The 17,479-nt window shown below is 45.9% G+C and carries 19 protein-coding genes; 14 read left to right on the forward strand and 5 right to left on the reverse strand.

What is annotated here, in order from left to right; all coding sequences use genetic code 11:
* Positions 1-28 precede the first annotated feature (28 nt).
* The 4 genes from ERX55_RS03425 to ERX55_RS03440 all read left to right on the forward strand — a co-directional run bounded on the left by ERX55_RS03425 (position 29) and on the right by ERX55_RS03440 (position 3,522).
* Positions 29-931, forward strand: a complete 903-nt coding sequence (locus ERX55_RS03425; RefSeq protein WP_165983691.1) for a CAP-associated domain-containing protein — start codon at positions 29-31, stop codon at positions 929-931.
* 13 nt (positions 932-944) lie between these two features.
* Positions 945-1,373 carry a YlbF/YmcA family competence regulator gene (locus ERX55_RS03430; RefSeq protein WP_243721443.1) on the forward strand — a complete coding sequence of 143 codons (429 nt, stop codon included), beginning with the start codon at positions 945-947 and terminating at the stop codon, positions 1,371-1,373.
* 11 nt (positions 1,374-1,384) lie between these two features.
* Positions 1,385-1,921, forward strand: a complete 537-nt coding sequence (locus ERX55_RS03435; RefSeq protein ID WP_133451202.1) for a methyltransferase domain-containing protein — start codon at positions 1,385-1,387, stop codon at positions 1,919-1,921.
* Positions 1,922-2,184: 263 nt separating this feature from the next.
* Complete coding sequence (locus ERX55_RS03440; protein ID WP_133451203.1) at positions 2,185-3,522, forward strand: sodium-dependent transporter; 1,338 nt, start codon at positions 2,185-2,187, stop codon at positions 3,520-3,522.
* A gap of 378 nt (positions 3,523-3,900) precedes the next feature.
* Here ERX55_RS03440 and mprF read toward each other — a convergent pair whose 3' ends face one another.
* The 3 genes from mprF to ERX55_RS03455 all read right to left on the reverse strand — a co-directional run bounded on the left by mprF (position 3,901) and on the right by ERX55_RS03455 (position 7,988).
* Positions 3,901-6,393 (reverse strand): bifunctional lysylphosphatidylglycerol flippase/synthetase MprF, encoded by a 2,493-nt coding sequence (gene mprF, locus ERX55_RS03445; protein ID WP_165983692.1) that lies wholly within the window; start codon positions 6,391-6,393, stop codon positions 3,901-3,903.
* Complete coding sequence (locus tag ERX55_RS03450; RefSeq protein WP_133451205.1) at positions 6,393-6,992, reverse strand: C39 family peptidase; 600 nt, start codon at positions 6,990-6,992, stop codon at positions 6,393-6,395. Before ERX55_RS03450 ends, mprF begins: the two co-directional genes overlap by 1 nt.
* Positions 6,993-7,079: 87 nt before the next feature.
* Positions 7,080-7,988, reverse strand: a complete 909-nt coding sequence (locus tag ERX55_RS03455; protein WP_133451206.1) for a glycerophosphodiester phosphodiesterase family protein — start codon at positions 7,986-7,988, stop codon at positions 7,080-7,082.
* Positions 7,989-8,073: 85 nt separating this feature from the next.
* On the opposite strand from ERX55_RS03455, the gene ERX55_RS03460 reads away from it, so the two are divergent.
* Positions 8,074-8,310, forward strand: coding sequence for a DUF2129 domain-containing protein (locus ERX55_RS03460; protein ID WP_133451207.1), 237 nt, complete (start codon positions 8,074-8,076; stop codon positions 8,308-8,310).
* Here the strand turns inward: ERX55_RS03460 and ERX55_RS03465 are convergent.
* The gene (locus ERX55_RS03465; RefSeq protein ID WP_133451208.1) at positions 8,305-8,691 is read right to left on the reverse strand and encodes a DUF7147 family protein; all 387 of its coding nucleotides are present in this window, start codon (positions 8,689-8,691) and stop codon (positions 8,305-8,307) included. The genes ERX55_RS03460 and ERX55_RS03465 overlap by 6 nt on opposite strands.
* Before the next feature lie 29 nt (positions 8,692-8,720).
* On the opposite strand from ERX55_RS03465, the gene rsmD reads away from it, so the two are divergent.
* Together rsmD and coaD are read left to right on the forward strand one after the other, a co-directional pair.
* Positions 8,721-9,266: a 16S rRNA (guanine(966)-N(2))-methyltransferase RsmD gene (gene rsmD / locus ERX55_RS03470; RefSeq protein WP_133451209.1), complete on the forward strand. Its 546-nt coding sequence runs from the start codon at positions 8,721-8,723 to the stop codon at positions 9,264-9,266.
* Complete coding sequence (gene coaD, locus ERX55_RS03475) at positions 9,256-9,744, forward strand: pantetheine-phosphate adenylyltransferase (RefSeq protein ID WP_133451210.1); 489 nt, start codon at positions 9,256-9,258, stop codon at positions 9,742-9,744. Before rsmD ends, coaD begins: the two co-directional genes overlap by 11 nt.
* Here the strand turns inward: coaD and ERX55_RS03480 are convergent.
* Positions 9,719-10,774 carry a tRNA(Met) cytidine acetate ligase gene (locus ERX55_RS03480; RefSeq protein ID WP_133451211.1) on the reverse strand — a complete coding sequence of 352 codons (1,056 nt, stop codon included), beginning with the start codon at positions 10,772-10,774 and terminating at the stop codon, positions 9,719-9,721. The two genes, coaD and ERX55_RS03480, sit on opposite strands and share 26 nt — an antisense overlap.
* 123 nt (positions 10,775-10,897) lie before the next feature.
* On the opposite strand from ERX55_RS03480, the gene ERX55_RS03485 reads away from it, so the two are divergent.
* The 7 genes from ERX55_RS03485 (at position 10,898) to ERX55_RS03515 (ending at position 17,471) form a co-directional block, all read left to right on the forward strand.
* Positions 10,898-11,392: a YceD family protein gene (locus ERX55_RS03485; protein ID WP_133451212.1), complete on the forward strand. Its 495-nt coding sequence runs from the start codon at positions 10,898-10,900 to the stop codon at positions 11,390-11,392.
* Between the two features lie 21 nt (positions 11,393-11,413).
* Complete coding sequence (rpmF, locus tag ERX55_RS03490; protein WP_133431044.1) at positions 11,414-11,587, forward strand: 50S ribosomal protein L32; 174 nt, start codon at positions 11,414-11,416, stop codon at positions 11,585-11,587.
* Positions 11,588-11,705: 118 nt separating this feature from the next.
* The gene (gene bshC / locus ERX55_RS03495) at positions 11,706-13,280 is read left to right on the forward strand and encodes a bacillithiol biosynthesis cysteine-adding enzyme BshC (RefSeq protein WP_133451213.1); all 1,575 of its coding nucleotides are present in this window, start codon (positions 11,706-11,708) and stop codon (positions 13,278-13,280) included.
* 137 nt (positions 13,281-13,417) lie between these two features.
* A complete protein-coding gene (gene mraZ, locus ERX55_RS03500; protein ID WP_133451214.1) occupies positions 13,418-13,849 on the forward strand; it encodes a division/cell wall cluster transcriptional repressor MraZ in 432 nt (143 codons plus the stop codon).
* 10 nt (positions 13,850-13,859) lie between these two features.
* The gene (rsmH, locus tag ERX55_RS03505; RefSeq protein WP_133451215.1) at positions 13,860-14,795 is read left to right on the forward strand and encodes a 16S rRNA (cytosine(1402)-N(4))-methyltransferase RsmH; all 936 of its coding nucleotides are present in this window, start codon (positions 13,860-13,862) and stop codon (positions 14,793-14,795) included.
* A gap of 11 nt (positions 14,796-14,806) precedes the next feature.
* A complete protein-coding gene (ftsL, locus tag ERX55_RS03510) occupies positions 14,807-15,184 on the forward strand; it encodes a cell division protein FtsL (RefSeq protein ID WP_133451216.1) in 378 nt (125 codons plus the stop codon).
* Positions 15,171-17,471, forward strand: a complete 2,301-nt coding sequence (locus ERX55_RS03515) for a penicillin-binding protein (protein ID WP_133451217.1) — start codon at positions 15,171-15,173, stop codon at positions 17,469-17,471. Before ftsL ends, ERX55_RS03515 begins: the two co-directional genes overlap by 14 nt.
* Positions 17,472-17,479 lie beyond the last annotated feature (8 nt).

A 17,479-nucleotide genomic window follows, 5' to 3' on the forward strand; every position in this document is an offset into this window, starting at 1 on the left:
TAATATGAAAAAACAGACGGAGAAGCTAATGAAGACTATAATATTTAAAATGCTGTTAGTTCTAATAGCGCTACTAGGACTCTTTCTGCTGTTCTATGCTCTCGGAGATTTTAATCGCCTGGAGGAAACCAAGCAGAATGATCAGCCAGAAGAAAGACCGAGGAATGCAGCGCTCACTGAGGGACCGGGGACCTACATCGGAGAATCAATTGACAGCTGGACAGCAGTCCATGGTTATCCGGACCGCATCTATCAGGCTGATAATAAATATCAGCACTACATCTATCACGACAAGAATGCATTTTATGATGTCCGGGTAAGAGAGAATCAAATCGGCATGATCTATGCGACAGGTCCGGAAGCTGATATTGAACCGTTCACTGTAAACCAGCAGGCATCAGACATTTTCAGAGGCACTTCTATCGACACTGAACCGAGCGTGATGTCTGAGGACGGGGATTATCATTTTGAGTTGACTGAAGTTGACCTTAAGACACAGCTGCTCATTCAGTATGATGATGTCTATACTCAGGTCTATATCGACCGAGAGACAGGCAAAGTGATGGCCGCAAGATTTATGTCGGCGCCGCTGCTCGTTCAGATGCTGCCCTATACGGCTCACTTGAACGGTCAGCCTATAGAGCGTACAATGAGGATAGAGCAATCTATTCTGCAGGAACAGAATGCTCAGCAGACATTGATCGAAATAATCAATATGATGCGTGCAAATTACGAAATACATCCGCTGCGCAAGATAGAGAACGATGAGTCTATGTGTCAGCAGGAAAACAGTACGACAGCTTATGACTCAGCTGAAGCAGTTAATCAGTGGCTGAATGGGCATGAGCGTGGAATGATGCTTAACAATCACTACGACAGCATTGTAGCCTCAGTGAGTGATTGTTACGGTGTCCGCTATATCAAGAATTAAATGGGGTATGAGGATGATTTATGATGACCAGCTGTTCACTGTGCTGGACCGGGCAGATGAACTGAACAGCATGATTCTGACAAGTGAATGTTACAATCAATATAGACTGGACCAGCTGGCTTTAGAACAGGACACAGAAGTCGCGGTCATGAAGACGAACTTACTCAGACTGAAGGAACGATACGACGAAGTGATGCGGTTCGGCCGCTATCATCCGGATTATATGGAGACATTACTCACGACAAGAAGAGCGAAGAAGGCGTATGACCTCCATCCTATTGTCGCAGCCGCGAAGAGAAGCGAGGTGGCCCTTCAGACCTTACTCGATGAAGTCCTTGTCATTATTGCCGGTGCTGTTTCCGAAGAAGTGAAAGTAGAAAGCGGTAATCCATTTTTTACTACTGACCACAGTTGCAGCGGCGGCTGCTCCTGTTCAGCATAAGAGGTGCGGATGTGGGTAACAAGAAAGAACGCAAACTGAGAAAAGACTGGCAGAAACGCTATACTTTTTTTGAGCAGCCAGTAGAACAGGTCTACCGTACAGGTTTTATGACTTCCTTTTATTTCAGGCAATATGCACGATTCATCTATCGTTTACCCGCCCGAAAAAAAGTGCTGGCTATCGGCTGTTTCAATGGTGTCCTGCTGAGTACAATCGACCGCGAGACGGCGATAAAAGGTTATTATATCGATCAGGCGCCAAAGGATATGGAACAGGCCATCCATCTTTATCCGCACTTTTCCTATAAGCAACTGAAGCGTACACGCATCCCCTATAAAGACAAGAAATTTGATGTGATCTACGTCAGTATTCCGTTTCATCTCTTCTATGAGCCGGAAATCCTTATAGCGGAGCTGATCCGTACCGGCCATTCTTTTGTTCTGTTTGATATCAGGCGTCATGACTGGCTTCCTATGCTGGTGGATGCCGGACTGTTACCGACTGTAACGATTGAGCGGGCCCTTAAATATTATCATATCGAACTGTAGAAAATGGTTGTCTATTATCAGAATATTTGATAAAGTATAGTTATTCTAAAAAGAGGTGCTTAACCATGAAGAATCCAATGACGCAACTGAATAGCTGGCAGCTGTCATAGGACTTATATCCGTCATAGATATAAGTCATCTATGACGGTCTCTTCAGGTTTTAATTTACTGAGGCCGTGTCGCGTACATCGGCTTCTTTTTTTCGGCCGATGTCTGCACATCGGCCGTTTTTTTTAGGAAAAAAAATAAAAGGAGTCAATAATATGGAAACACGTGCATCATGGAATTCTAAATTAGGTTTTATATTAGCAAGTGCTGGGTCAGCGATAGGGCTGGGTGCCATATGGAAATTTCCCTATGTGATGGCTGCCAATGGGGGCGGCGCATTTTTAACGGTCTTTATTGTTTTTACGCTGTTGATTGGACTGCCGCTTCTTTTATCCGAGTTTGTGATTGGCCGACATGCACAGACGAACAGTACGAATGCCTTCAGTAAAATGACAGGTCGGAAAATGTTTGACGGCATCGGTCATCTCGGCAATATCGGTGTCTTTCTGCTCCTCAGCTTTTATAGTGTCATCGGTGGCTGGATCATCATTTATTTTGTGCGCACGCTCTTTTCACTGCTCACAGGCAGTCATCACGCGCAATATGATGAGCTCTTCGGCGTGCTGATCAGTCACCCGCTATACGCTTTGGCCGGTCAGTTCATCTTTATCACCCTGACTGCGCTCATTGTCGCTGCCGGGGTCGAGAAGGGGATAGAACGCGCATCAAAAGTCATGATGCCGCTGCTCTTTATCTTCTTTATGGTCATCATTATCCGTTCTGTCACCCTTGACGGAAGCATGGCAGGGATCGTGTATTTCCTGAAGCCTGATTTTCATGCACTGAACAGGGACAGTATCCTCTTCGCATTAGGCCAGTCCTTCTTTTCACTGTCAGTAGGGTTTGGCGGCATGCTGACCTATGCTTCTTATTTAAAGAAAGAGACTGATCTCGTCCAGTCCGGTCTGTCTATCGTCGGCCTTAATATTTTAGTGACTATACTTGCAGGGCTCGCCATATTTCCGGCGACGACAGCGCTTCATATCGACAACGCGGAAGGGCCGGGGCTCCTGTTCGTCGTTCTGCCCTATGTCTTTGATCAACTGGCATTCGGCCAGCTGTTCTATCTGATCTTCCTGCTGCTCTTTCTGTTTGCGACAATCACGTCATCGATCAATCTGATGGAAATCAATGTCGCAAATATGATCAAAGGAAATGATGCCAGACGCGGGCGGGCTGTTATCCTGCTGACTATCTTGCTGTTTGTTGTAGGCGTCCCTTCTGCCTTATCCTTCGGCGTCCTTGGGGATGTAAAGTTTTTAGCAGGTACATTTTTTGATAATATGGATTATCTCGTATCCAATATCATGCTGCCGATAGGTGCCCTTGCTTTCTCCTTGTTCTCAGGTTATGTAATGGACAGACGCATTGCTGAAGAAGAACTCGTAATAGGCGTGCGCTACCAAGGGCTGTTTAAGATTTGGGTCATGCTGCTGAAGTATCTCATTCCAGTCATTATCATACTGGTTATGGGGTCCTTGTTATTTAAGTAAGGAGGTTATGAGCGATAAACAGGAAATATCGCTCGTAACTGGAGAGTGTGGATAAAAAACCGCGAGTTATGAGCGATAAACAGGAAATATCGCTCATAACTGAAGAATAAGGATAGAAAACCGCGAGTTATGAGCGATAAACAGGAAATATCGCTCATAACTGGAGAGTAAGGAGAGAAAACAGTGAGTTATGAGCGATAAACAGGAAATATCGCTCGTAACTGAAGAATAAGGACAGAAAACAGTGAGTTATGAGCGATAAACAGGAAATATCGCTTATAACTGAAGAATAAGGATAAAAAACCGCGAGTTATGAGCGATAAACAGGAAATATCGCTCGTAACTCGCAGTAAAAGGGGCCACTCACGTAGCCCCTTTTTATTTCTTATTAATAGTCAGTCCGATGCGCACCAGATTCCAGACAAGTGAAGTATAGGTTCTATAGACAACGAATCGCTCGTTCCATTCAGGATTATATTTCTGTTTATATTTCCGCAAGCCCTGGAAACTGTACAAGTTATTGAAATGATTGAAGACATGTCCCGCGACGCGTTCACGCGCATAGCCATAACGATTCTGACCGACGTTAGATAATGTGGCCATTCCCATATTGAAGTAGTCATAGCCTTGCTCTTTTGAATACAGCAGCATATTTAAGTACAGGGCATCCATGGCGGGAATATCGAGATCCGGCAGCCAGCGTATTAAATCAACTGACAAGGTGCTGTTATAATTTGTCGGCATGAGTGTAGAGAATGCAACGATGCGTTGATCCGCGTCTTTTAAGACAGCTATAGGTGCCTGCTCGAGATAATGTCTAGTAAATGATCCGACAGAGAACTGCATCTCCTGTTTGCCGTTTAACCATGCATCGCTCACCGTCTTCAGTTCATCAATCAATTCATCAAAAGGTGCTTCTACAATCGAGAAGAGATACCCCTCTTTTTCAAGTTTGTTCAGCGTGGCGCGAAAGGCACGCTGTTTTTTACCGCTGACGGTAAAGTCCTGCAGCGGAATCAGGGCTTCTTCGCCGATCTTGAAGAAATGATTGCCGAAGCCGTGGTAGAGCGGTAAATATTTTGACTGCACCTGATAAAAGATGACGTCACTGCCGAGGAAAAAGGCCTTGTCGTAGAAGTCCATCAGGAGCTGTTCGAAGTGCTCGCGGTTACCGACCGGATCGCCCATGACGATGAGCGCATTCTTCGTCTTATGGAACATCAGGAAGGCATCGCGTGCCTCATTCAAGAAAAATGATTTATCACCCGTGAAAGCCAGGTGACTGACGTAGCTGCCTTCGATATCAATGATTGATTTCAGTTCTTCCTCAGTGACAGCATCCGCCAGCAGATGATGATATTTTCTCGAGTAATAATAAGTGATCAGTGCACTGACAACGGCGAATATCAGGACTGTCCCCCACATCAGTGCACCGAGCAGCTGATCATCGAAATGAGTGGCTTTATGGGGATAAATCTCCAGCATATCGATGGTCACCCAGTGATTGACGGCTAGCATCAGCAGCATCAGCGCTGTGCTGATGATCAGTTTGAGAGGGGTCAGGCTGCGCTTAATCATGGTTGTCTTACGATATCTGAATATCAGGAGCAGCAGGATGGTCGTCAACCAGACGTAGGAGACGATCGTCCCGTACGAGAGAAAAGTCGTGACCAGCAGCATGGCGGTCGATAGGCTACTGAGCATGGTCGCACGCTTTGTGCCGTGCATGACGCCGTTTGCGCTGATCAGAAGCGTCAGACTGGCAGCGACGTGGAAGATGATGATGACTGAGTAATAAGTGTAACGTTTCTCAGCTATCGCATCATAGACAATCAGAAAATGATTGAAGTAGTAGACAAGACTGGTGATGATGGTCAGCAGCGCGACAATCAACCCGGAAAACTGATAAGGTGAGGATTTCTGCAGTGCGCGGATAAAGGAGCCGGTCATGGCCGCTGAACTCAACAGCTTATTATCCTCGATATAAGTCTTGGCGCTCTCTTTGTATTCAAAGACTGACAACAGCAGCGCGACAAGAAGCGGAAAGAAATAGTAGACGGTGCGGTAGAGCAGTAACGCAAGGAGCGCTTTCTCCTCGCTGACGCCCAGTGTGCCGAGCCCTGTTAACATCACCAGGTCAAAGGCACCTAAGCCACCTGGAATCATGCTGATGATACCGGACAGTGACGCTATGATGAAAAGGCCTGCTACCGCCGGCAACGCCACCGCCATATTTAATTCATGCAGAATGAAATAGAAGAGGACAATCGCTGCCAGCCAGTCAATGATGGAAACGAGTGTGAAATTGACGCCGAGTAACCGCTGCTCCTTGCTGATCGGCTTGATGATGGTAATGATGAGATAAGCAGGCGCATAGATACAGGCAAAAAGAACAATCCAGTTGCCATACGGGACTGCTTTAATATCAATCAGTCCATAAGCGATATAGCACAGGACGCTGAGACCGCTGATGGTGGATAATAACAGCAGACTGATGGCCCGCTTGAGCGGCGCATGAGCAGGTGCTTTAGGCTCGTACTGAAATATGCGGAGACCAGCGCCAAATAAGCCGCCGAGGCCCAGAATATTGTTAAATGCATTCGTTATAAAACTGACCGGCAATAAGTGACGGAGAGAGATATTCACATTTAACTGGCGCGTCAGCACATAATCATAGAGAGAGAGCGACAGAACAGCGGTCAGACCTGCAACGATGATCAGGATAAAGTTGAGGGTCGGCAGCTGGCGGAACAGGTGAATGGTTTCTTTGAAGTTGACCTGGGACAGTTCACGTGCCAGGATGACCATCGCTGCTGTAAAGAATATCAGAATCAAACTGGTTTTCAAATAAGATAAAGTACGGGAGTTCATCATACACCTTCTTTTTTAAAGATACAGAGACGTCCTGGCGACTCATAGCTTTTCCTGAACCGTCTTTTAGACATTTTCATGATCTGTCTGCGGGACGGCAGGAGAGCCGGCAAGAGGATAGGCCCGATCTTCATCCAGAGCGGGTCGATATAGTAATAATAGTTGCGGTCATAACCGATAAGCAGAGTGATATGGATGTTGCTGACCCAGTGTTTCTTGCCATCTGAGGTATGGAAGATACGCTCAAGAGCAGTAAATCCAAGATGCGTGTGATAGATGAGGACCGGCTGATTGTGATCGAGCAGTTTTTCCAGGTCAGGGAGAGTAGCGCCTGTGCCATCCACTATACGGGCATCAAACTGCTTTAAATAAGGGACAAATGCGGACGGAAAAATGGTCTGATGACTGTTCAGACTGATGAAGGAGGGATGACCGACATAGCCTTTCTCCGGATTAGAGTCATGTTTCGGCCAGTATTTCATCAGTTTCTCAGGCGCGACCGCCCCGCCAAGCAGCATGCTTGCCGCCACACCTTCACATCCCATGATCATCGGTTTTGGATACCACTGACTCTGGGGTCTGACCGGGATAAGTTTCATTTGATGCGCCTCACTTTATAATATAGTAGATTTGTTAATAAATGGCAAATGATTAAAAAATCGTGCAGATGATCTGCACGATTTTCCTTATTTACGATAACGTTCTTTGATTAGGTGGTAAGCCAGGTCCGGCCGGTCAGTGACGATGGTATGAGCACCTTTCTGAAGGAGGTCATCCATCTCGTCGATACTGTTGATGACCCAGTAGCCGACCGCAATATTATGGCTGGCAAGGAAGCTCATCCAGCGGGCTGAATCCAGGCGGATGCCGCGGAATGACGCCGGTATCTGGAATGTATCGGCTTCGGGCTGATAGAGATGACCATAGCCGCTCGTGTATAACGCATATGCTTTTCTGACTTCGTTGACGCCGGCGCCTGTAGCAACGGCTTGATTAAGTGACTTAAAACGTGCTGTCTGCTCATCATGGAAGCTTGTCACAACGACGCGGTCTGCGGCACCCAGTCGTGTAATCAGCTGGTTCAGAAGTTCCGGTGCCTTAGCGCCTGCCACGGTCTCCGGACGGTCTTTGATATCGATATTGATGCGTTTATCCGGGAACTTTGTGATCAGTTCTTCCAGTGTGACGATACGCGCATCTTTGCCTCTGAATGGATAATCTCCATTGATATCCTTGAAATAGTAGCCGAAATCAAGGTGCTGCAGTTCGCTGAGTGTCTGGTCAGCGATAAGACCAGTCCCGTTCGAGACGCGGTCGACATAAGCATCATGGAAGACCACAATCACGTCATCCTTTGTCACGCGGATATCAATTTCAAAGCCATCCACTTCAAGACGTGCCGCTTCGTTAAATGCGGGCATTGTACTTTCCGGTGCCAGTTTCATCCCGCCGCGGTGCGCGAAGACGTAGGGTGCCCGGCCTGTGAAGTAAGGGCGGATGGCACGTTTTTCATTTTTAGCGAGCTGCTTTGAAACAGCAATACTTGTCCCGTAGGCAGCGAGGAGCATGGCGCCTGTTTTCACTGTTTTATTCATATAGTTGCCTCCAGTCATTTTGATACATTTTATTTTACCAAATAACATGATACTATAAAAGAAACTGTAATAATGAGGTTGAACGATGACTTTAACGCCCAGAACAAATTTAATTATTTATATGAAGAGCAGCAAGAATGAGCGGCAGCTGAGAAAATATGGCCATATCGCTTATTTCAACCGCAAGGATAAATGGTTATCGCTCTATATCGATACAGACAGAATCGATGAAGTACTCGAGCAGCTCTCCCGTCTGAAATATGTGCTGAAGGTGGAAATCTCGCCCTATCAGACACTGGAAACAGACTACGAATCCTTATAGAGGCGGCAGCTGCCTCTGCAGTCTTAGGACACCGATCAGATAATTGTAGAACAGCGCCCGTTCATGGAAATGGTGCATCGCTTTAGTCTCAAACTCCAGGAAAGGTAAGTGGTAGTCTTCAGCCCAGCTTCTGATGAGATCAAAACGCTTGTTGGATGCCGGATAAGGATAGGGAATGGATTCAAATGTAGCATAAATGCCCTGGAAATGGCCCTGGGTGGTCGGCTTCATGATAACGAGGATGCTCGTCATTGGTGTCTCTTCAAGTGTGGTGTGAAGAGCGACGACACTTCTGATGCGGTCGTGATTATAACGGATCAGCTCCTCGAATTCAAAGAAATCGCTGAGGCCGGGCCCCAGTTCGATAAATGATTGTGACATAATTAATCTCCTTTTAGGTAGGTGTAAGCGTGCGTGTAATAGCAGGTAAATATAAGAAACTCAAGATTGAAGCGGCACCCGGCATGACCTCGAGACCGACGACAGATAAGATCAAAGAGAACATCTTCAATATTCTAGGACCGCTTGATGGTATGGGCCTGGATCTCTTTGCAGGCAGCGGCGGCCTGGGTATTGAAGGCTTGAGCCGCGGCCTCGAGTCTGTTATATTCGTAGATGGCTCGAAAGAAGCGGTCACCGCCATCCGTAAGAATATTGAAGCGATCGATGAACAAGTAGAAGTATATCGCAATGATGCTTTCCGTGCATTAAAAGCTTTGAAGAAACGTGATATCAAGTTCGATATCATCTTTCTGGATCCGCCGTATCAGAAAGGGCTGCTGAATCAAGCACTGGAACAGATAGAGACGTTCCAGCTGCTCAAGCCGGATGGGCTCATCATGTGCGAATGTGGCAAAGATGAAAGGGTGAACCCGCGTTCTTTCTCGCTTATTAAAGAAGAGATATACGGGACAGTTAAAATAAGTATATTAAAAGGAGTTCAACATGACGATTAGACGAGCAGTCGTACCTGGCAGCTTTGATCCCATTACCCTCGGCCATCTGGATATCATCGAAAGAAGCGCGAAGATCTTTGATGAGGTCCATGTCTCCGTTTTGCATAATTCTAGTAAAGCAGGACTGTTTTCAATGGATGAGCGCCTGGCACTCATCAAGGAAGCGACTGCTGCCTGGCCGAACGTCCAGGTTCACTACTTCTCAGGTCTTCTTATCACGCACTGTGAGAATATAGGGGCCCAGACGATTGTCCGAGGTCTGCGTGCTGTCAGTGACTTTGAGTATGAGATGCAGCTGACAAGTATGAACAAGAAACTGAATGATGATATAGAGACGCTTTATATGATGACAAATAACCATTACTCTTTTATCAGTTCAAGCATCGTGAAAGAAGTCGCTAAATACGGTGGCAGTGTAAGTGAAATTGTCCCGCCGCATGTTGAAGAAGCGCTTAAAAAGAAGTTCGCTGATAAATAACAGGTGTGTTGAAATCATTTCTTCTGTCGCCTGATACGAGATTATAGATCTGCGTCGCTCGGACTTCCAGTGGATAGAGCGATGCATTTTTTTTATTGATGTTGGTGTGTACATGGGGAAGTCCCTTGATATAGGCCCGGCCCTTGTCATTCATCGCCAGAACCCGTATATCAGTGATGGTCTGCCTGTCTGTAATATTGAGCAGCGTGCAGGCGAGGAGACGCTGCAGACGTGTATACGTATAGCGCTTCGTCTTGATGGCCTGCATATAGCTCTCGAAGTCCTGTGACGCATTGATACGGGATTTCAGTCTGTGCTCAAGGCCTTCAGTCATCATATAAATATTTCTCAGCTCTTCAGCTGTGTGACTGATGATTTTATATTTCAGCAGCGGAAAGAAATCCTCCCAGCTGACTGCAAGAGATGTATCGATAGCTGCGGGCACTGCCATAGAGAAATCATGTCCTGCTGCGATTGCCCGGCGTACAGCGGTAGCACTGGCAATACGCCCCGTCAGCTGAGTGTCATGATAATGGTTCTCTATACGCTTGACCGGTATCAGCTCCAGTCTGCTGTCAGCTGCTTTGATATATTGCATGGCAAGGATGTTGTTCGGCTGCGAGAAAGCTTGATCCCCCGTCATCTGCGCATAGCTTCTCCCGCTTTTAACATCGACTGTTTTTACACGGTACGCCTCAGCTGTGAGCATTTCAAGGTCATCGCATTCCGCGCCGAACGCCAGGGCATCACAGCCCAGAAGCTCAGCCGTCCTGATTCCACCATAGGCGAAGTCGTCAGCATAGCTGAGCGCATAGAACTGGGGCAGCTCCACAACGAGATCGCAGCCTTTAAGTGCTGACTCTGCACGGGCGAACTTACTGAAGATCGCAGGTGCGCCGCGCTGTGTGAACTGTCCGCTCATAATGGCGATCACAATGTCCGCCTGACTTTTCTGACGCGCCATTTCCGCATGGTAATGATGCCCGTTATGATAGGGATTATATTCAGCGATGATAGCGACTGACTTCATTGATATTCACTCCTGTTGTCGTTATAATGAACATTGTATCAGAATATACTGTTAAGAAAAAATCTTGACAAAGTATATAGTTTGAAGTTAAAATAAATTTTGTGTTTGTAAGAGGTGAAACCTATGAAATGGTCTATTAATCAACTTCGTAAACACCAGGATGCACCACTTCAGTTTGAGAATGATGTCGAATTTCCGCATCTTATTGATAATCTTCAGTTGATTGACTTATCACCGATTCATGTAGAAGGTACTTTGACCACTAAGTCGAAGGAAGTCTATGCAGATATTCTGATCACAGGTCATTTTGTGATGGAAGATGCTAGAACCCTTGACCCTGTTGAAGTTCCTATTCATATTGAGTCGCTGGAAGTATTCGATATGAATGATTTTGATCTAGACGAGGAATTGAACCGTCATGAAATCATCAACGGCATGATCGATCTGAAACCTGTCGTTGAAGAATTGGTTGTACTCGAAAAGCCTGTCCGTGCCGTTAAAGAAGACTCTGAAATGTCTCTGACGGAAGGAAAAGGCTGGGAAGTTGTTAACGAGGATCAGCTTCAGCAGAAACCTGCTGTCGATCCGCGTCTCGCTAAATTGCAGGATCTGCTTTAATATGTAGAGGAGGAGAAAAACATGGCAGTACCAAAAAGAAGAACATCTAAAACAGCAAAAAGAAAACGTCGTACGCACTTCAAAATTTCAGTACCAGGTATGGTAGAATGCTCAAGCTGTGGCGAAATGAAATTATCACACCGTGTATGCCCATCATGTGGCGCTTACAACGGTAAAGAAGTAGTCGCTAAGTAATACATTCCCTTATTTCTGAAGAGAAATAAGGGCTTTTTTTATGTTTAAGCAACTACATTGTAATATGGATTTTAAATCTTTATAATTGTGAACAGAATAATATGAAGGAGTTCGACTCATGAAGATATCAACCGTTCAAGATGACCGACAGAGTTTTCTAGGTAAATATGCAGCAGGTGACTTCCACAGTTATGATTATGCGCTGCAGGAACCTGGCATCTATGAGAAGCGTCATCAGATTGCGCCTCATCCACATTCTGAAAAGCTTGGCCAGGTCATTGAAAACTATATGTCTGACCTTGAGCTGTCCGTTTCCCAGCGTGACAATCTCAGCGCACTACGCGCAGGTCATCAAGTGGTCGTCGGGGGACAGCAGGCAGGCTTGTTTATCAGTCCGCTCTACACCATACATAAAATCATCTCAATCATCGTACTGGCAGAAGAACAGTCTCAAGCGCTGGGCACTCAAATCGTTCCGGTCTTCTGGATAGCAGGTGAGGACCATGATTTCAGTGAAGTCAATCATGCTTATCTCTACAATGAAAGTCAGCGTCGCATGGAGAAATTGAAAGTGGCTACCAAGCGTGAAGCAGAAGATTCCGTCTCGCATTTCGACTTGACTGAAGAGGAGATGGCAGCCACAGTTACAACCTTCATCAGTCAGCTGCATGAAACAGAACGCACGCAGACGCTCTACAATCAATTGATGCAGCTGCCGTTAAACTGGACGGCTCATTTCAAGCACTTAATTCATGAACTGTTTAAAAACTATGGCCTGATCCTGATTGACAGTGCAGATGCTGAACTGAGACAGCTGGAAAAAGATCAGCTGCTCTGGATGTTTGATCATCATGCAGAGATTGATGCTGCTTTCCAGGAAGGTCAGCGCAAGATGGATTCCTATTCCATTGAGACGACGACAAATGTGCACTTGTTCATGTCTGTAGATGGTAAACGTCAGCTGCTGAATGAAGTAGACGGCCGTTATTATCTAAGTAAATCAGATGACAGTTTCACGAAAGAAGAGATCCGTTCACTGATTGAGCATTCACCTGAACGCTTCAGCAATAACGTGGTAACAAGACCTCTGATGGAAGAACAGTTGTTCAACACCCTGGCTTTTATCGGCGGACCTGCTGAAGTCAGATACTGGGGCGAACTGCATTCAGTCTTCCGCTTTGCAGAGCGCGAGATGCCGATTGTCATGCCTCGTCTGCGCATCACTTATCTGGATGCACGTATGCGTAAACTGCTGGAGCGTTATGAACTGCCTCTAGCAGAAGTCGTCACGCACGGCTTGCAGGAGCAGAGCGGCCATTTTCTGCAGCAGGATGCGAACACAGCGTTGTTTGAGACACTTTACCAGACAACTCAGGATTTAGAGTCCTCGTATGAGGAGATGATGCAAATTGCTGAGAGTGAGCAGGTCAGCCGTCTGATCGCAGCTAATTTAAAGCATCATCTGAAGCAAGTGGATTACTTGAAAAAGGCCTATAATAAAGAGCTCCATCAACGCAATAAAACCGTTCTGCAGCACTATAATGAAATCGACGCACATCTTCATCCAAGAGGCGGTCTGCAGGAACGCACGTGGCATCCGTTAGTCATGCTGAATAATTATTCACTTGCGCTTTTTGATGATGTCATTGAAAGCGTTCACTATACTTTAGACCATCAGGTTCTAGAAATTTAATACACTTGTATAAACCATTTTACATATATGTAAAATGGTTTTTTTATTTTTTTTAAAATAGTTGTGGGATTTTTTATATAATTTGTGGTGAAAAGTGGGGACGTATGGTAAATTATTAGGGAGACGAGGTGATAGCGATGTTCATGGGAGAATATTCACACCAGATGGACGCGAAGGGACGACTCATTGTCCCAGCCAAATTCCGTGATGAATTATCAGAACATTTCGTGATTACACGTGGTCTTGATCGCTGTTTGTTCGGTTATACACTTGCTGAATGGCAGAAAATCGAAGAGAAGCTTACCTCTCTCCCGATTACGAAAAAAGACGCTCGTAAATTTATGAGGTTGTTTTTCTCAGGGGCAGTTGAAGTTGAACTGGACAAACAGGGACGCATCAATATCCCGGCTAACCTGAGAGAGTATGCGGGTCTATCTAAAGAATGTATCGTCGTCGGCGTCTCGACCCGGATTGAAGTGTGGGACCGCGCTGAATGGCAGAAATTCTATGAGGAAACTGAACCCCATTATTCAGAAATTGCTGAAGAGCTGATTGATATAGATTTTTAGGAGGTAGAATATGTTCCATCACATCACCGTATTATTAAATGAAACAGTCGATATGCTGGATATCAGGAAAGACGGCGTTTATGTCGATTGTACATTAGGTGGTGCAGGCCATAGTCTCTATCTGGTTCAGCAGCTATCGGATTCAGGCAGACTGATTGCAATCGATCAGGATGATACTGCACTGGATAATGCCAAAGAAGTACTTAAAGAACATTTACATAAGGTTACACTCGTTAAAAATAATTTCCGTCATTTACGGACGGTTCTTGATGAACTGAATATCGATAAAGTAGACGGCATTCTCTATGACCTTGGTGTATCAAGTCCGCAGCTGGATGATGCTGAGCGAGGCTTCAGCTATCATCAGGACGCACGACTGGATATGCGTATGGACCGCACCCAGGACTTATCAGCTTATGAAGTGGTCAATGAATGGCCGTACGAAAAACTCGTATCCATCTTTTATCGTTACGGAGAAGAAAAGTTTTCTAAACAAATAGCAAGAAATATTGAAAAAACAAGAGAAACACAACCGATTGAAACGACAGCACAGCTCGTTGATCTCATCAAAGAAAGTATCCCGGCCCCTGCACGACGCAAGGGCGGACACCCGGCGAAAAGAGTCTTTCAGGCCATCCGGATAGCTGTCAATGATGAACTAGGTGCATTTGAATCATCAATTGAACAGGCGATTGATTCAGTTAAAGTAGGCGGACGTATCTCCGTCATCACGTTCCATTCCTTGGAGGACCGGATGTGTAAACAGATTTTCCGCGAATATGGAAAGGGGCCTGATGTGCCGCGAGGATTGCCGGTTATACCGGAGGAATTCAAGCCGAAGCTGAAACTTGTCAACCGCAAACCTGTTGAATCTTCAGCAGAAGAATTGACTGCCAATAATAGAGCGAGAAGTGCGAAGCTCAGAGTAGTGGAAGTATTAAAATAAGAGGTGACAACATGGCAGCTGAATATGTAAACAGAAATGTCTTTGACCAAGCGTATGACACACCCGTTAAAACTAAAACCAAAACGGCAACAAAAACCCATGTTGTTTCATTATCCAAATTAGAAAAAATGGTCTACTTAGTCCTTGTGGCATTGATTGCACTGGTCAGTAGTTATATGCTATCTTTAAAGTATGATGCGTATGATATGAATAGCAAAATTGCAACAACACAGTCTGAAATTATTCACCAGAAAGATATCAACGGCGAATTAAAATCTGAAGCAATGAAGCAATCATCTTACGAACGTATCTATAGTAAAGCACAAGGTTACGGCCTGAGCTTGAAAAATGATAACGTAAAGGTCGTGCAAAAAGATGGCAGCAATTAAAATAAAGAAAAATAAAATAGGAGCAGTCCTTCTGGTTTTGTTATTCGGACTGCTCTTTTTTCTGTTGATTTTTAGATATTCCTTTGTGATGCTGACAGGCACATCATCCGGACAGGATCTTGTGCTTAAAGCGAGTGAGAAATATGCGAGAAGTATCATCAACCAGCCTAGACGCGGCAATATTTATGACCGCAACGGGCAAATCCTTGCCCAGGATGTCAACGCCTACAAACTGATTGCAGTCCTGGATAAAAATATGAAGAACACTGATCAGTCGCCTGCGCATGTGGTGGATGTCAAGAAGACGTCTCATGCCCTGGCGAAAATCATCGACATGCCGGAGAAGGAGATACGTGCTAAGCTATCAACAAAGAAAGCGTTCCAGGTTGAGTTCGGCAAAGCAGGCAGAGATCTGACCTATGCACAGAAGAAGAGGATCGAGGCATTGAAGTTGCCCGGCCTGACGTTCTTCGCAGAGAAGAAGCGTTTCTATCCGAACGGCAACTTTGCCTCACACACGATAGGATTCGCAGAAAAAAATCCGGATACAGGGCAGATTGAAGGGATGCTCGGGATTGAGAAGGTCTTTAACACTTATCTGTCCGGACAGCCCGGCAGGACCTCATTCAACCAGGATATCTGGCAATACGTGCTGCCTAACTCAGGGAATGTCAAGCCGGCAGTCGACGGCGATGATGTGCATCTGACCATCGATAAGAATATCCAGATATTTGTTGAGGATGCGATGGATAAAATGGTGAAGCGCTATAAACCGAAGGATGTCTTTGCGGTCGTAGCTGATGCGAAGACAGGAGAAATACTGGGCTTCAGTCAGCGTCCGACATTTAATCCTGAGACAAGAGAAGGTTTTGGTGATAAATGGCAGAATGATTTATTCCAGAATACCTATGAGCCCGGCTCAACATTCAAGACATTCGGACTTGCTGCTGCTATCCAAGAAGGTAAGTATGAGCGTCAGAAGAAATATATGTCAGGGACAAGGAAGGTTGAAGGCCACGAGATTTCCGACTGGAACGATGTCGGCTGGGGCAAGATTTCCATGAATGAAGGCTTTCAGCTGTCCTCGAACGTCCTGATGATGAAACTGCAGGACGAAGTCGGCATTGATAAAATGGAGAAGTACTATGAAAAATTCGGCTTCGGCAAGAAGACCGGCGTGCTCTTTGACGGCGAACCGGCAGGGAATATTTCGTGGGGAGATCCGCTGAGCCAGAAAGTTTCAGCTTTCGGTCAGTCCACGACAGTGACGCCTGTACAGATGGTTCAGGCGGAGTCCGCTATCCTGAATGAAGGTCAGATGTTGAAACCTTATATCGTTCAGTCTGTGACTTCTCCCGACCGCTCAGTCGTTATAAAAGGTAAGAGAGAAGTGGTCGGTCAGCCGATCACAGCCGATACAGCCAAAAAAACAATGCGGGAATTAAAAGATGTTGTTTACGGTTCTGAGATGCATGCGTTTAATTACCGGATAGATGATTATCAGATCGCCGGGAAGACCGGGACAGCACAAGTCGCTGACACAGAAAACGGCGGCTACGTGCAGGGACCGAACCCGTATTTCGTCAGCTTCATGGGTTATGCGCCCGCAGACAAGCCGAGAGTCATCGTCTATATGGGGATGTCTTTAGCCCAGAAAAACGACGCAGAAGCGTATAATATAGGTGTCTCACAAGGCTACAAGCCATTGATGGAGAATACGCTGAAATACCTCGATGTCTCGTCCGGTTCAAAGAAAAACGATAAGGTGACGACGACTGAGGTGCCGGTTGTTCTCAATGACAGCACGGATAAAGCGGTATCTGAAATCGAAGCGAGAAACCTGAAGCCGGTGGTACTGGGTACGGGTGACCAGGTGGTGGCGACACAGCCCGCATCCGGCCACATGCTTGAAGGAAGCAAGGTACTGCTCCTGACTTCAGGTGATATCACCCTGCCTGATCTCTCCGGCTGGTCTAAACGTGAACTTAATGCACTTGAGACATTGACGGGCGCCTCGATTAAGTTTGACGGCAGCGGCTATGTCATTAAGCAATCCGTTCCTGCCGGTACAGCTGTTAAAAAAGGTCAGGAGATCGTCGTTGATATGGATTCACTAGACCCGTTGAAACAGTCAACGGCTTATGACCAGATAATTGATGCGGAACGTAAAGATGAAGAAAACGCCTTGCAGAAAGAAGTCGACCAGTCGAAGAAACAGTCTGAAGAACAGACATCTGCACAGGCCAAGGAGTCAAAAACTACAAAGGAGAAAGCGGCTACCGACTAGCCGCCTAA

Source organism: Macrococcus bovicus (genome assembly GCF_004359575.1).
Lineage (GTDB): Bacteria > Bacillota > Bacilli > Staphylococcales > Staphylococcaceae > Macrococcus > Macrococcus bovicus.